At 70.2% G+C, this 14,510-nt stretch carries 14 protein-coding genes; 6 read left to right on the forward strand and 8 right to left on the reverse strand.

All coding sequences use genetic code 11. The annotated features are described in order from the left end of the window. Positions 1-107 precede the first annotated feature (107 nt). From ACZ5VD_RS42880 to ACZ5VD_RS42900, 5 genes are all read right to left on the reverse strand, one after another. Positions 108-905: an alpha/beta fold hydrolase gene (locus ACZ5VD_RS42880; protein WP_468554477.1), complete on the reverse strand. Its 798-nt coding sequence runs from the start codon at positions 903-905 to the stop codon at positions 108-110. Between the two features lie 12 nt (positions 906-917). After that, complete coding sequence (locus ACZ5VD_RS42885) at positions 918-1,139, reverse strand: MbtH family protein (RefSeq protein ID WP_468554478.1); 222 nt, start codon at positions 1,137-1,139, stop codon at positions 918-920. Positions 1,140-1,156: 17 nt separating this feature from the next. Further along, positions 1,157-3,079, reverse strand: coding sequence for an ABC transporter ATP-binding protein (locus ACZ5VD_RS42890; RefSeq protein WP_468554479.1), 1,923 nt, complete (start codon positions 3,077-3,079; stop codon positions 1,157-1,159). Between the two features lie 204 nt (positions 3,080-3,283). After that, positions 3,284-3,982, reverse strand: a complete 699-nt coding sequence (locus ACZ5VD_RS42895) for a response regulator (RefSeq protein ID WP_468554480.1) — start codon at positions 3,980-3,982, stop codon at positions 3,284-3,286. Continuing rightward, the gene (locus tag ACZ5VD_RS42900; protein ID WP_468685905.1) at positions 3,982-5,217 is read right to left on the reverse strand and encodes a sensor histidine kinase; all 1,236 of its coding nucleotides are present in this window, start codon (positions 5,215-5,217) and stop codon (positions 3,982-3,984) included. Before ACZ5VD_RS42900 ends, ACZ5VD_RS42895 begins: the two co-directional genes overlap by 1 nt. Before the next feature lie 500 nt (positions 5,218-5,717). Between ACZ5VD_RS42900 and gntD the strand changes: the two genes are divergently transcribed. The 6 genes from gntD to ACZ5VD_RS42930 all read left to right on the forward strand — a co-directional run bounded on the left by gntD (position 5,718) and on the right by ACZ5VD_RS42930 (position 11,940). Next, positions 5,718-6,716, forward strand: a complete 999-nt coding sequence (gntD, locus tag ACZ5VD_RS42905; protein WP_468554482.1) for a guanitoxin biosynthesis L-enduracididine beta-hydroxylase GntD — start codon at positions 5,718-5,720, stop codon at positions 6,714-6,716. Between the two features lie 46 nt (positions 6,717-6,762). Continuing rightward, positions 6,763-8,349, forward strand: coding sequence for an MBL fold metallo-hydrolase (locus tag ACZ5VD_RS42910; protein ID WP_468685907.1), 1,587 nt, complete (start codon positions 6,763-6,765; stop codon positions 8,347-8,349). Next, on the forward strand, positions 8,337-9,461 hold the full coding sequence (gene vioD, locus ACZ5VD_RS42915; protein ID WP_468554484.1) for a capreomycidine synthase: 1,125 nt from the start codon (positions 8,337-8,339) through the stop codon (positions 9,459-9,461). Before ACZ5VD_RS42910 ends, vioD begins: the two co-directional genes overlap by 13 nt. A gap of 473 nt (positions 9,462-9,934) precedes the next feature. Beyond that, on the forward strand, positions 9,935-10,747 hold the full coding sequence (locus tag ACZ5VD_RS42920) for an inositol monophosphatase family protein (protein ID WP_468685908.1): 813 nt from the start codon (positions 9,935-9,937) through the stop codon (positions 10,745-10,747). 56 nt (positions 10,748-10,803) lie between these two features. After that, positions 10,804-11,448 (forward strand): NADPH-dependent F420 reductase, encoded by a 645-nt coding sequence (locus ACZ5VD_RS42925; RefSeq protein ID WP_468685910.1) that lies wholly within the window; start codon positions 10,804-10,806, stop codon positions 11,446-11,448. A 153-nt stretch (positions 11,449-11,601) separates the two neighbouring features. Continuing rightward, a complete protein-coding gene (locus ACZ5VD_RS42930) occupies positions 11,602-11,940 on the forward strand; it encodes an inner-membrane translocator (protein ID WP_468554487.1) in 339 nt (112 codons plus the stop codon). A 56-nt stretch (positions 11,941-11,996) separates the two neighbouring features. Here the strand turns inward: ACZ5VD_RS42930 and ACZ5VD_RS42935 are convergent, their stop codons facing one another. From ACZ5VD_RS42935 to ACZ5VD_RS42945, 3 genes are read right to left on the reverse strand one after another with little or no spacing between them, the layout of a single operon-like run. Continuing rightward, positions 11,997-12,683: an ABC transporter ATP-binding protein gene (locus tag ACZ5VD_RS42935; RefSeq protein ID WP_468685912.1), complete on the reverse strand. Its 687-nt coding sequence runs from the start codon at positions 12,681-12,683 to the stop codon at positions 11,997-11,999. Then, a complete protein-coding gene (locus ACZ5VD_RS42940) occupies positions 12,676-13,635 on the reverse strand; it encodes an ABC transporter ATP-binding protein (RefSeq protein WP_468685914.1) in 960 nt (319 codons plus the stop codon). The genes ACZ5VD_RS42935 and ACZ5VD_RS42940 overlap by 8 nt, the downstream gene beginning before the upstream one ends. After that, positions 13,632-14,510, reverse strand: coding sequence for an ABC transporter permease (locus ACZ5VD_RS42945; protein ID WP_468685915.1), 879 nt, complete (start codon positions 14,508-14,510; stop codon positions 13,632-13,634). The genes ACZ5VD_RS42940 and ACZ5VD_RS42945 overlap by 4 nt, the downstream gene beginning before the upstream one ends.

Raw genomic sequence — 14,510 nt, forward strand, 5'->3', positions numbered from 1 at the left:
ATTCAGTGCTCGCCGAAGCAGCACTTGCCGATGCGGTGCTTGTCGGTTCAGTGCTCGTCGGTTCGGTACGTGCGACGTCGGTGCCGGCCGGTGCGGTGCTCGTCGGTTCAGTGCTTGTCGAGGAATTCGACGATCGCCGAGTTGACCTCGGTCGGCCGTTCGAGATAGCCGAAGTGACCGCAGTCGGGGATCTCCACCAGGTCGCAGTCCGGGATCGCCTCGGCCACCTCGGCCGCCAGATGCGGCGGCGTGATCATGTCGTCGCCGAAGGCGATGACCCGGCACGGCACGCTCACGCCAGCAAGCGCCTCGCGCCGGTCCGCCCCGGTGTCCGCATAGGCCTGGCCGCGGGCCGCCTCGCCCCCGCTGAGCCGCAGCGTTTCCAGCCAGAGCGAGACGGCGCCGTCGTCGTTCAGCGTCGCCGGCGAGAGCATCTGCACCGCCGACATCACCGCCTGGTAGTCCGGCGGAAGCCGGACACCGCTCTCCAGCAGCGTCCGCTCCGCCTGTTCCTGGGCCGTCCGGACGGCGTCCGAACGGGACTTGGTGGCGATCAGGACCGCGCACCGGACCAGGTGCGGCCAGCCGATCGCCAGCTCCTGCGCGATCACGGCGCCCAGGGACGTCCCGACGATCCGGCACGGCGCCGCGTCCAGTGCCTCGATGAGGCCCTTCGTGTCGGCGACCATGTCGGCGAGCGAGTACCTGCCCGGGGGCACGTCCGAGGGCGGAACACCCCGGTTGTCGAAGGTGATGGCCTGGTAGCCGGCCTCGGCGAGGGCGGGCGTCTGGTGCAGGGACCACACCCGGCCGGCGGCCGACGATCCCATGATCATGAGCACCCGCTCACCTCTGCCCGACCGTTCGTAGGAGAGCCGGATTCCGTTGGTGAACACATGCGGCATGGTGTGGTCCGGTCACTCGCCGTCGAGGGCGATACGCAGGCTCTTGGGGCGCATGTCGGTCCAGGTCTCCTCGATGTACTTGTCGCACTCCTCCTTGGAGGCGCACACCCCGGTCTCCTTCCAGCCGCCCGGGACGTCCAGGTCGGCGGGCCACAGGGAGTACTGCTCCTCGTGGTTGACGAGCACCTTGAACCGTGCCTCGGTGCTCTCGAAGTCGAAGCTCACCGTCCGCACAACTGTCTCCTTCTCGGTTAGGCGGTGGTCTCGCTCTCAGCTGTCTCCTGCCGGGCGAACTGGGTCGTGTAAAGGTCGGCGTACAGACCGCCCGCGGCGAGCAGTTCCTCGTGGGTCCCGCGTTCGTGGATCCGGCCCTCGTCGATGACCAGGATCTGGTCGGCATCGCGGATCGTGGACAGCCGGTGCGCGATCACCAGCGACGTACGGCCGGACAGCGCGGTCTTCAGGGCGCGCTGGATCGCCGCCTCCGACTCCGAGTCCAGGTGGGCGGTCGCCTCGTCCAGCACGACGATCGGCGGTGCCTTCAGCAACAGCCTGGCCAGCGCGATCCGCTGCTTCTCGCCGCCCGACAGCCGGTAGCCGCGGTCGCCGACCACGGTGTCGAGGCCGTTGGACAGCGACTCGATCAACTCCCAGATGCGCGCCGCCTCGCAGGCCTCGACGAGTTCCGCCTCGGTGGCCTCGGGGCGTGCGTAGAGCAGGTTGGCCCGGATCGTGTCGTGGAACAGGTGCGCGTCCTGGGTGACCACACCGACCGTGTCGCGCAGCGACCTGATCGTGATGTCGCGGATGTCGCAGCCGCCGATCCGTACCGCTCCGGAGCCGGGATCGTAGAACCGCGGCACCAGATGGGTGATCGTCGTCTTGCCGGCGCCCGAGTGGCCGACCAGCGCGGTCAGCTTCCCGGCGGGCGCGCGGAAGCTCACATCGTCCAGCACCGACGAATCGTCGCTGCGTTCCGGCATGGGCAGTGCGATCGACTCCAGTGAGGCGAGCGACACCTCTTTGGCGTTGGGGTAGCGGAAGGAGACCCGGTCGAACTCCACGTCGGGCGCCGCGCCGTCGCCGGAGAGGTGCTCGGGCAGCGGGGTCGCCCCGGGACGCTCGGCCACCAGCGGTTTGAGGTCCAGTACCTCGAAGACGCGGTCGAAGCTCACCAGGGCGCTCATGGCGTTGGCCTGGAGGTTGGAGAGCTGGATGATCGGGTCGTACACCCGGGTGACCAGGATCGTCAGCGTCACCAGCGTGCCGACCTTGAACGCGCCGTCCACGACGAGGGCGCCGCCGATGCCGAACATCAGCGCGAGCGTGACCGCGCCCGCCAGTCCCATGACGATGCCGAGCATCTGCCCGGTGACGGTGGTCCTGACGCCGATGTCGCGCTTGGCGGCGGCGTGGCCGGAGAACATCCGGGATTCGGTCTCCGGGCGGCCGAACAGCTTGGAGAGCATGGCTCCGGCGACGTTGAACCGCTCGTTCATCATCGAGCCCAGGTCGGCGTCGAGTTCCATCTCACGGCGGGTGAGCATCTGCAGCCGATGCCCGTAGAACCGGCCGGGGAGGATGAAGAGGGGGGTCATCACCAAGGCGGCGACGGTGATCTGCCACGACAGGTAGAACATCGCGGCGAGTACGAGAACCAGGGTCAGGAGGGTGTTGACGGCTCCGGCCAGCAGCTTCGTGACCGCGTGCTGTGCCCCGACCACGTCGGTGTTGAGCCTGCTGACGAGCGAGCCGGTCTGCGAGCGGGTGAAGAACGCCAACGGCTGTTCCTGCACATGCGAGAAGACCTCGGTCCGCAGGTCGTAGATCAGTCCCTGCCCGATCCGGGCGGACGATCGGACCTGAAGGTACTCGCTGATGGCTTCCAGGATCGCGAGCCCGATCATGAGGCCGGCGAAGGTCGTGACGACGGACATCTTCTGCGGCAGGACGCCCTTGTCGATGGCCATACCCAGTAACAGCGGACTGAGCACGGTTATCAGCGCGCCGAGAGCGGTGACGGTCAACAGCAGTGCCAGCTGCCAACGGTAGTTCTTGGCATACGGAACGATTCGCCGAATGGTGCCGGGCCTGACGCGTTGCCCCTTTTTCACCGGATCGACAAAACGCCCCTGGCCCGGCGGAAGACTTGGTGCCTGCTGGACACTGCTCACCGCATATATCTCCTCTGCGCCATTTGTTTCGCGTCCTTCCCGAACGGATAGCACGGCGAGGCTGTGTTTACCGGACAGCTTCACCGATGGCGGCACGAGTGACAACGGGCCGAGAAACACGTCGGACGTACGGCGGACAGAAGGCAGTCTGAAACAGGTCGCGATGGCATTCAACTGCCGCGCCACCGCAGTTGAACACCTGGCTCATTGGCTCTGTTCTCGGGCGCCGGGCACGACCAGACCCGCCTCGTACGCGGCGATGACCGCCTGCGTACGGTCGCGCAGGCCCAGTTTGCCGAGGATGTGGCTGACGTGTGTCTTGACGGTCTCCTCGGTGACGGCCAGCCGGGCCACGATCTCCAGGTTGGACAGGCCGGCGGCGACCAGCCGCAGCACCTGCGTCTCCCTGGGGGTGAGCCCGGTCAGCGCGTTCGCCGACTTCGCGTCGGCGGGCTCGGGCTTGAGGTGGACGAACTCCGTGATGAGTCGGCGGGTGACGGCCGGGGCCAGCAGTGCGTCGCCGGCCGCGATGATCCGCACGGCGTCGAACAGCCGCTCCGCGCTGACGTCCTTGAGCAGGAAGCCACTGGCGCCCGCGCGCAGGGCGTCGTAGACGTACTCGTCCAGGTCGAAGGTCGTCAGGATGAGGACGCGTGGCCCGCCGGTGCCGCCCTCGGTGAGCTGCCGGGTCGCCTCGATACCGTCCACCCCCGGCATGCGGATGTCCATCAGCACGACGTCCGGGGTCAGTTCGCGACAGATCCGTACCGCCTCGGCACCGTCGGGGGCGGTGTCGATCACCGTGAAGTCCGGCTGGGTGTTCAGCACCGCGGCGAAACCGGTGCGGACGACCGGGTGGTCGTCGGCGATGACGATCCGGACGGGAAGGGAGGGCGTGCTCATCAGGGTCCTTCTGTCTTGGCGGGCAGGCTGGCCTCGACGAGGAACCCGCCGTCGGCCGCCTGGCCGGTGCGGACCTCACCGCCGACGGACGCCGCGCGTTCGCGCATGCCGAGCAGCCCGTGGCCGCCGGAGGGGGTGGCGGGCACAAGGCCCGGCCCGTTGTCGCGGATGCGTAGCCACAGGATGTCGTCGGTGAAGTGCAGCTCCACGTCGACCGCCGCACCCGGTGCGTGCCGTCGGGCGTTGGTGAGGGCTTCCTGGACGATCCGGTAGGCCGCGAGTTCGACCCCCGGGTCGAGCGCCTGGGGTGAGCCGCGCATGATGAACCGCGTGACGCCGCCGGAGGCGTCCCTGGCCTCGTCGACCAGCTCGTTCAGCTGGTGCAGGCCCGGCTGCGGGTGCCGGTTGGGGCTCTCGGCCGGGGTGTCCTCGCGCAGCACACCGAGCAGGCGCCGCATCTCGGTGAGGGCGGCCCGGGCAGTGTCACCGATACCCAGCAGCCGCTTGGCGCCCTCGGCGGGCATGCCGGGGGTGGCCATCCGCGCCGTCTCGGCCTGCACGGAGATCATGGAGATGTGGTGGGCCACCACGTCGTGCAACTCACGGGCGATCCGCGCCCGTTCGCCGCGCGCGGTGTGCTCCAACAGCGTCCCCGCGATGGCGCGGCGGCTCTCGCTGTTCTCCTGGGCCTCGCGGCGTGCCCGGCGTGCCGTGCCGGCCAGCGCCGCCACCGGCACCAGCGCCGCCAGTGTCACCGCGTGCACGCGGAAGCCCGTGTCCGCCGGACCCGCGAGCGCGAGGACGAGGAACGGCAGGTCGACGGCCACGGCCAGCAGTTCGGGTCCCGACCGGCCCAGCCGGTAGGCACCGATCAGCTGAGCGAGCAGGCCGGCGACCGTGACGGTCTCCAGGAGCGTGAAACACAGGACGTTCGCCACCGTGACCACCACCACGGCCGGGACCGGCCCGGTGAGCAACACCGGCAGCGTCGCGGACAGGCACAGCAGCACGAGCGTGAGCAGCCCCAGCACGAGCTGCACCGTGGCATCGCCGCCGGCCGACCCGCGCGTGGCCGAGGGGACGGTCGAAGCGCTGCCCGGCAGCAGCCTGATGGTCAGTTCCACTCCCGCGAGCAACGCCAGGAGCGCCACGGCGACGACGTACCGGGTCGGGAGCCCGGCGATCCGCTGACTCTTGACGGCCCACCAACTACGCCGGACGACCGCGCGCTCCATGCCGGTCAGTATGGCAGCCCGGCCCCGCGCGGAGATCCCCCGCGAGGCGCCCCCGTCGCCCCTCGTGCGAGGGACGGCACCCTCCCCCGCACGAGGGAGGCGCCGGCGTGGGCCGTCCGTCCGCCGGCGGGTCAGGCAGCGACTCCCGCTCCCGCTTCTCCTCTCTCCCGGTGTCAGTTCTGCCGCCCTTGTCGGACCGATCCGCCCATGTGAATATGGCCAACGCACACAGAAAGGGGCCGATAACGGAACGCATCAGCTCCACCTCTGACTGGCGGTGTTGTTCGCAGAAAGCAGCCATCGCCCGGTGAAGAGCACGAAATTGCGTGCTTGGCAGCGCAGAGCACATGGCAAGAAAATTGTGCGGATGTCGGTGTCGAAGGATCACGATCGGGGGCTCCCCCGACCTACGCCTTTTCGACCGGGCCGGAGAGATGATCTCGCTGGCGCATCTGGGGATATTCGATCGTCGAAGTCTGGGTATGGAGAGGACCTTCAGCATGGACAAGCTGAAAATCGACGCGGCGGAACGGCACGCGGTGCGTGAGTTGCTGGACGAGTTCGAGGAGGAGGTCGCCCGACTCGACCAGGAGCAGGTGCTCCACCGCGCCACCGTGCTCGCGCACCGGTTGCCCACCCGGATCCGGCTGCACCTCGACGCCTTCCGGCGCGAGTGGTTGTCCGGGGTGCTCTGCATCTCGGGGTACGAGGTGGACCAGGACCGGCTCGGCCCGACACCCGCGCACTGGCGCGACCGGTCGCAGGGGCCGCACGCCCGTCGTGAGGAGCTGTTCCTGCTGCTGTGCGGCTCGCTGCTCGGCGACCCCTTCAGCTGGGCGACCCAGCAGAACGGGCGCCTCATCCACGACGTCGTGCCGATCGCGGGTCACGAGCACGAGCAGTTGGGGTCGAGCAGCGAGGCGTTGCTGACCTGGCACACCGAGGACGCCTTCCACCCGCTGCGTGGCGACTTCCTGGCCTTCGCCTGCCTGCGCAACCCCTACGCGGCCGCGACCACGGTGGGCTACGCCGACGCGCTCGACCTCCCCGATGACACCCGGGCGGTCCTCTTCCAGGAGCGGTTCATCATCCATCCCGACGAGTCCCACCTGGCCAAGAACAACTCGGTGCCGGGCCCGTTCGAGGACATCGAGAACCTGCAGCGGAACCCGGATCTGGTCGCCGTGCTGTTCGGTGACCCGAACCGTCCCTACATCAGGGCCGACCCTTACTTCATGGCCGTCCGAGAGGGCGACGACGAGGCCGGAGAGGCGCTGGACATGCTCGTCCGTCAGATGGACGAGGTCATGTGCGATCTGACGCTGGAGAGCGGTGACTTCTGCTTCCTGGACAACTTCCGTGTCGTGCACGGCCGCAAGCCGTTCAAGGCCCGCCACGACGGCACGGACCGCTGGCTCAAGCGGCTCAACCTCACCAGCGACATACGGAAGTTCCGGGCGGCGCACACGTCCGTCGATGTCCGCACCACCGTCGGCTGAGCGGCCGATCCCGACGTAGTCCGGCTCTGAACAGGGGGACATCCACATGAGCGACGCGCCACGTTTTCTCCGCTCGAAAGCGATCATCGAGCCGCTGGTCGACAGGTTCTACGCCTGGCACCACACCGTGGCTCCCGTCCAGGCCTCGATGAACCTGGCCTTCCTGCAGGTACCGATGCTGGAGTCGTACCTGCAGTCACCGCAGGTGCACATCGCGGCCAGCGGCAATCCGGAACTGCGCGGCGGCTACTTCGTCAACATCCCCGAGGAGCGGGTCAAGGACGTCCGCGACCTGCTGGCGTCGATCAAACGCGACCGTGCGGGGATGCTGCGGTTCGCCGAGGCCGTCGCGGAGGCCGAGGACCTGGTCCGCCAGGAGGGCAACGGGTTCGCGCTGACGCCGCTCTACCCGAGACTGCCGCCGGAGCTGAACGGTCTGGTCGAGCTCGCGTACGACACCAACAACCAGGCATCGCTGCGCTTCATCGAGCCGCTCACCTACAAGAGCGACGCCTTCATGGAGAACCGGCAGTCCGTCCAGCTGTCGATCGAGCCCGGATACGAGCGCCCGTTCATCCTGAGCACGCCCCGGCTGCGGTCGCCGGACGTGCTCGACCTGCCGATCCCGTTCCGTCACCCGGGTCTCCAGGAACTCTTCCGGTCCCGGATCCGGCCGACGACCGCGGAGAGGCTGCGGGAGGCGCTGGAACTGGCGGACGAGGCCCAGTTCGCCTTCCTCGACGGTCTGTTGAGTGCCGAGAGCAGCCTCAACGACGACCGGCACATCGAGTCGGGCGGCCGTATCCGCTACTTCGGGCACGCCTGCCTGGTGCTGCAGACCCCGGAAGCGGCGATCATCACCGACCCGTTCATCAGCGCCGACAGCGACGCCGGCGGCCGGTACACCTACGACGACCTGCCCGACTACGCCGACCTGGTCCTCATCACGCACGGACACCAGGACCACATCGTGCTGGAGACACTGCTGCAACTGCGCGGCCGGGTCGGCCAGGTCGTCGTGCCGCGGTCGTCCCGGGGCAACCTGTGCGACCCGGCGCTCGGGCTCTACCTCGAACACCTCGGGTTCCCGGTGACCGAGGTGGACGACTTCACCGAGGTCGGGTTCCCCGGCGGCAAGGTCACCGCGACACCGTTCCTCGGCGAGCACGCCGACCTCGACATCCGCGGCAAGTCCACCTACTGGGTCGAGCTGGCCGGCCGCAAGGTCTTCGTCGGCGCCGACTCCTCGGGCATCGACCCGATGCTCTACCGCTACGTCCGCTCCCACCTCGGCACGGCGGACGTGGCGTTCCTGGGAATGGAGTGTGACGGCGCCCCGCTCACCTGGCTCTACCAGGCGCTGCTGACCAAGCCGGTGACCAAGAAGATGAGCGACTCGCGCAAGCTCTCCGGGTCGAACGCGGCGCAGGCCGGCGCGATCGTGACGGAACTGGGCGCGTCGGAGGCCTACATCTACGCGATGGGCGAGGAGGAGTGGCTGGGCCACGTCATGGCCACCAGCTACAACGACGACTCCTACCAGCTCAAGCAGATCGAGGAGTTCATGACCTGGAGCGCGGACCACGGCGTCAAGGCCGAGCATCTGCTCGGGCAGCGCGAATGGCGCTGGTAGGCGTGCGGCCCAAGGCGGCGCCGCTGGAGGACTGGCTCCGCGACTACTACTTCACCGCGGAGATCGACATCAGTTCGAGCGGCGTGTCCTCCTACTCCATGGCGGAACTGCGCGCCATGACGGGAGTGCGTCACGAGGAGATCGACGCCCTGATGTTCGACGACGGCTACTCCCTCGGCGCCCCGGCGGTCCGCTCGGCCGTCGCCGGGCACTGGGGCGAGGCCGACCCGGAGCGGGTCATGACGACGAGCGGATCGGGCGAGGCGATCTCACTCGTCCTCATGGCCCTGTTGGAGCCCGGTGACGAGGTCGTCGCGGTCCAGCCCGGCTACCACCTGCTGGTCGAGTTCGCCGCCGGACTGGGCTGCACGGTCCGGACCTGGCGGCTGGATCCGGACCGCGACTGGCGGCCGTCCCTGGACGAGCTGGCCGAACTGGTCACCGATCGCACCAAGGCGATCATCGTCAACTTCCCGCAGAACCCGACCGGGGTCTCGATCACCGCTGCCGAGCAGGACCGGTTGGTCGAGATCGCCGACGGTGCCGGCGCCCATGTGCTGTGGGACGCGGCGTTCGCTCCGCTCACCTACGACACCGATCCACTGCCCCCGATCTCCTCGCGCTACCGGCGCGGGGTCAGCTTCGGCACGTTCTCCAAGGCGTTCGGGCTGCCGGGGCTGCGGTTCGGCTGGTGCGTCGGGCCACCGGAGCTGCTCACGGACTGCGTGCGCATCCGCGACTACACCACGCTGCACGTGTCCCCGCTCGTCGAACTGCTGGCGCTGGGTGTGCTGAACAACGCGGACGCCTTCATCGATCCGCGCCGGAAACGGGCGGGGATGAACCGCGACATCCTGCGCGCCTGGGCGGACGCCCATCCCGAGCGGGTGTCGCTCGTCCTTCCCACGGGCGGAGTGGCAGCCTTCCCTCGGCTGCTGCCGTTCACCGACACCGACGGGTTCTGCGAAGAGCTGTTCCAGACGTGCGGTGTGCTGGTCATTCCCGGATCGTGCTTCGGCGCTCCCGGCCATGTCCGGATCGGCTACGGCGGCCCGCCCGAGCCGCTCACGGAAGGCCTCGACCGGCTGACGCGCGCGATGGCCCGGTACTGAGACGGTTCGCGTCGTCGCACCGCACCCGTGGACCAGGGGAGACGGCCGGTGGTGCGAACAGTGCCTGGACGGTTTCGGTGGCCAGGTCGCGCCGCCAGGTGTGGGCGCGGCCGTCGTCGTAGCGCTGGTGCCACAGCAGGTACAAGGGGATGGCAGGCATCTGGAGCGGCAAGGGCACTGCGACGAGCCCGAGTTGCAGCGGGAGGGCGGCGGTGGGCGCCGCGGCGACGACCCGGCGTTCGTGCCCCTCCCGGCCAGGGCGTCGTCCCGGCGCACGGTGAACACCCGCTCCAGAGCTGCCAGTTCGAGCAACGCGTCCGGAGTCCTGAGCAGGTCCAGATTCACTTGCGTATGAGTAACTCTACGAGTGCAAAGATTGCACTTGTTGTTAATGCCTAGGCGGCCTACCTTCGGACTGCGGGCGCGGGACAAGCCGCCCCGCGGTCACCGCACCACCCCCCAGGGAGCCCGCCATGAGCACAGCCATGCCGTTCGACGCCGACACCACCCTCCTGTCCGAGGTGACAGCCGCGGTGAAGGCCGCCGGCCTCACGCTGCGCGACCGCTACACCGCACACGCCCGAGGTGTGAGCCTGAACGAGGTCGTCGACGAGATCCACGCCAACGACGACGCGGTGCTGGACGGGCTGCGGGAGGCGCTGCTGCGAGCCCGGCACGGCTCGCGGTGGGCCGAGGACGAGCTGGCCGGCGGCGCGCTCCCGCCCGGCGAGTGGTGGGTCGTCGACCCTGCCGAGGGCAACATCAACCACGTCCATGGCATGCCGGACTGGGCCGTCACCGCCACCCTGGTCCGCGACAACCGGCCGGTGCTCACCGTCGTCCACCTGCCGCTGACCGGCGACACCTACACCGCGGTCGCCGACGGTGGTGCCCGACTCAACGACCGCCCTCTGACGGTGTCCGCCAAGACCGACCTGGGCGCCGCGCTCGTCGGCACCGGGCAGGCCAGGCCCGGCGAGGACAAGGACACGTTCCGGCGGATCGGCGAGTCGGTCACCGCCATGCTCACCGACGCCCTCGTGGTACGGGTGTCCGTACCCGCCACGTTGCAGCTCATCCACGTCGCCGCCGGAGGGATGGACGTGTTCTGGCAGTTCTCCGACGTCCGCTCCGGCCTGGTCGCCGGTGCCCTGCTGGTGTCCGAGGCCGGGGGCACCGTCACCGATCTGGCGGGCGAGCCCTGGAGCACGGCCAGCCGAGACTTCCTGGCCGCCGCCCCCGGCGTCCACACCGCCGCCCTTGAGGTCCTGTCGCCGATCGTCTGACCGCGCAGCGACCCGCACCCGTTCCTCCTGCCCGACCCCGCAAGGAGCATCACCTCATGACCAGCATCGGAATCCTGGGCGCCGGCCGCGTCGGCTCCAACCTCGCCGGCAAGCTCGCCGCGGCCGGACACCACGTCGTCCTCGGCCGCCGGAACCCGCAGGAGCGGACCGCGGCACCCACCGAAGACGCCGATCCCCGCATCTCCTTCGCCGACCAGCGCACCACCGCCCGCACCGCGGACCTCGTGATCAACGCGACGCCCGGCGACAGCGCCCTGGACCGGCTCACCGGCCTGCGCACCGAGCTCGCCGGAAAGATCCTCGTCGACGTCTCCAACGCCACCCGCGACGCCGGCGGCCTGCCCGGCGACCTGTGCTACCCCGGCGGCAGTCTCGCCGAGCGACTTCAGGCCGCCCTCCCGGACACCCGTGTGGTCAAGACCCTCAACACCATGCTGTTCATGGTCATGACCGCTCCCGAGATCCTGGCCACCCCGCCCACCGTCTACGTCTCGGGCGACGACGCCCCCGCGAAGAAGACCGTCACCGGCCTGCTCGGCGACCTGGGCTGGCAGCCCGCGTGGATCGAGGATCTCGGGGACATCACCACGGCCCGCGCCACCGAGGCCATGATCCTCGTCGTGCCCCACGTCCTGCGCCGGCACGGCTTCCAGCCCTTCGCGGTCTCCCTCACCCGCTGACCCCGCCGGGCCGGACCGAGGCAGAAGACTCGGTCGATGTGCTCGCCGCGGGGCTGCCCGGGACCGGACGGGCTCGTCAAGCCCGGAGTACGGCTGGGTTGCCGATCGGCAACGGCCCGTTTGGAGGGGTGCGTTCCGTACGACCGTACGGGCATGTCCCCATCTGCCGACGAACGGTCCTCCGGCTGGGCGGACGCCGCCACCGCGGGCTGCCTGCTGTTGCTCGCGCTGGTGGCGGACGTCGCCGGCGGGATCCTGGTCGTCATCGTGCTCGCGGTGCGGGGGCTGGGCCGGATCGACGCCGGTGCGGGGCAGGCGCCTGCCGGACCGCCGCCGGCGGACTGGACGCCGGTGCTGGGCTGGGGCGCCCTGGCGGTGGTGGTCGGTGTCACCGGCGCCTTGCTGCTGTGGCTCGGCCACCGGGTCGTCGCGGTGGTTCAGTTGACGCTCTGCGTGGTCCTGGCGGGCGGCGCCCTGCGGGCCTGGCCCTGACCCGAGGACGACGGGAGCCGGCCGTCCCGCAGGGGGGACTCGTCCGCCCCTCCGCCTCAGACGACTTCCGGCAGCGGTCGTTCGGCGGTGGGTGTGAGAGTCGACCAGTGGACGACGCGGTCGCACCACCGCCGCAGGAGCGTGTGATCGTGGCCGACGGCCAGCAGGCCGGCGCCGGTGCCGGCGCGGTACTCCTCGACGACCGCGACCAGCGCGGCGGCGGTGGAGGCGTCGAGCATGGCGGTCATCTCGTCGCAGATCAGCCAGCGGGGGCGCAGGACGAGGGAGCGAGCGAGGCAGGCGCGCTGGAGTTGGCCGTCGCTGACTTCGTGGGGGCGTCTGGTCAGCAGGTCGGGGGTCAGCCCGACGGCTGCGGCCAGTTCGCGGACTCGTTCGGGGATGTCCTCGCGGCGGCCGCCTGCGCGCAGGGGTTCGGCGATCAGGTCGGTGAGACGCAGCCGAGGGTCGGCGGAGAGTCTGGGCTGCTGGAAGACGACACCGAAGGCGGTGCGTTGTTCGCGTGGGGCGCGGTGACGCCAGCGTCGTACGGGTTCGCCGTCCAGGAGCAGTGTTCCCGAGTGCGGGCGGTGCAGCAGGGCGGCGACGCGGGCGAGGGTGGATTTGCCGCAGCCGCTGGGGCCGAGGAGGCCGACGGCCTCACCGGGTTCGACGGTCAGGGAGACGTCCCGCACCACGGGGGCGTGCCGGTCGTATCCGGCGGTGATGGCGCGCAGTTCAAGCACGGATGTCCTCCAGCGCGTGCGGGTGGTGACAGGCGACCTCGTCCGTCATCGGCGGCAGGGCGGCACAGGACGCGGTGGCCCTGTCGCAGCGGGCGGCGAAGGCGCAGCCCTCGGGAAGGTCGCCGAGTTCGGGGGGCATTCCGGGGATGGGGGCGAAGGAGCGGTCGGGAAGGGCGTGGAGGAGGCGACGGCTGTAGGGGTGGCGGGGGCCCGGCGCACCGAAGAAGGCTGTGGCGTCGGCCAGTTCGACAATGCGGCCGGCGTACATGACGGCGATCCGGTCGGCGACGCGTTCGGCGGCGGCCAGGTCGTGGGTGATCACCAGCAGGGCCCGTCCGGCTGCGCCCACGTGGCGGCGCAGTTCGTCGACGGTGTGGTCCACGAGGTCGCGGTCGAGTCCGGTGGTCGGTTCGTCGGCGAGCAGCAGGGGGGCGTCGCCGACGAGGGCCAGGGCGGTGGCGGCGCGTTGGGCGAGGCCGCCGGAGAGTTCGTGCGGGTGGCGGTCGAGGTGGTCGGCCGGGAACGCCGCCCGTTCGGCGGCCGCCTCGGCGGCGTCACGCACGGCCGCGCGGCCCCGTACGCCGGTCAGTTCGGTGACCGTCTCCTCCAGTTGCGAGCGGATGGTGCGCACGGGGGTGAGGTGTGCGGCCGGGCTCTGCGGGATGAGGCCGATCATGCGTCCTCGCACCCTGCGGGCCAGGGTGGGTTCGTCGGCGGCGATCAGGTCGAGGCCGCCGAGACGGGCCTCGCCCCTGGTCTGGGCGTTGGCGGGGAGCAGGCCGAGGAGGGCGGAGGCCAGGACGGACTTGCCGCAGCCGCTCTCGCCGATGAGGGCCAGGCACTCCCCTGCCGTCACGTCGAAGTGCGCGTCGGTGACGGCGGCGATTCGCCGCCCGCCCGGCATGAGGAAGCGCACGGACAGCCCGTGCACCGACAGGACAGGCGCGGTCACAGCATCAGCTCCGATCTGCGGCGGGGGTTGATCCGCTCCCGCCAGACACCGGCGAGGCCGGCGAGGGCGAGGGTCGGGACGATGATGAACAGCCCGGGGAAGAGGGTGGGCCACCACTGCCCGGCGAGGAGCGAACCGCGGGCGTTCTGGATGAGGTTGCCGAGGCTGGCCATGTGGGTGGGCAGGCCGAGTCCGAGGAAGGACAGGGCGGACTCGTGCCACATGGCGTGCGGCACCATCAGTGCGGCGGCCAGCGCGGCCTGGGGCAGCACAGCGGGCAGCAGGTGCCGTACGGTCACCCGCCACCGCGACGCGCCTGCGGAAACGGCCGCGTCGATGTACGGGCGTGACCGGAGCGAGAGGACCTCGGCGCGCACGATCCGGGCGGTCGACAGCCAGTGGGTGAGCGCGACCGAGACCACCACCGGCCAGACGCCCGGGCGGAACATGGCGACGATGAAGATGCCGAGCAGCAGGTGCGGGACGGATGAGAACGTGTCGACCAACCGCATGATGCCCCGGTCGACCCACCCGCCCGACGCTCCGGCCACGGCACCGACGGCAGTTCCGATCACGGTCGCCGTCAGCGCCGCCACCACGCCGACGAGCAGGGAGACGCGCAGGCCGTAGACGCAGCGCAGCAGCAGGTCGCGGCCGACGTCGTCGGTTCCGAACGGGTGCGCCCAGGACGGCGGTCGCAGTTTCGCGGCCAGGTCGACGGCCTGCTGGTCGAGCTGGACCAGCGGTGGCACGAGCAGCACCGCGAGGACGGTCAGGGCGACCAGGGCGAAAGAGGTGCGCATCCGGATCGTGCGGGTGGAGCGACGGTCGGTGCCGTACGACCGCCATGCTCTCTGGGCTGTGGCCTCAGCCAT

This window comes from Streptomyces sp. NPDC032822 (assembly GCF_055578825.1).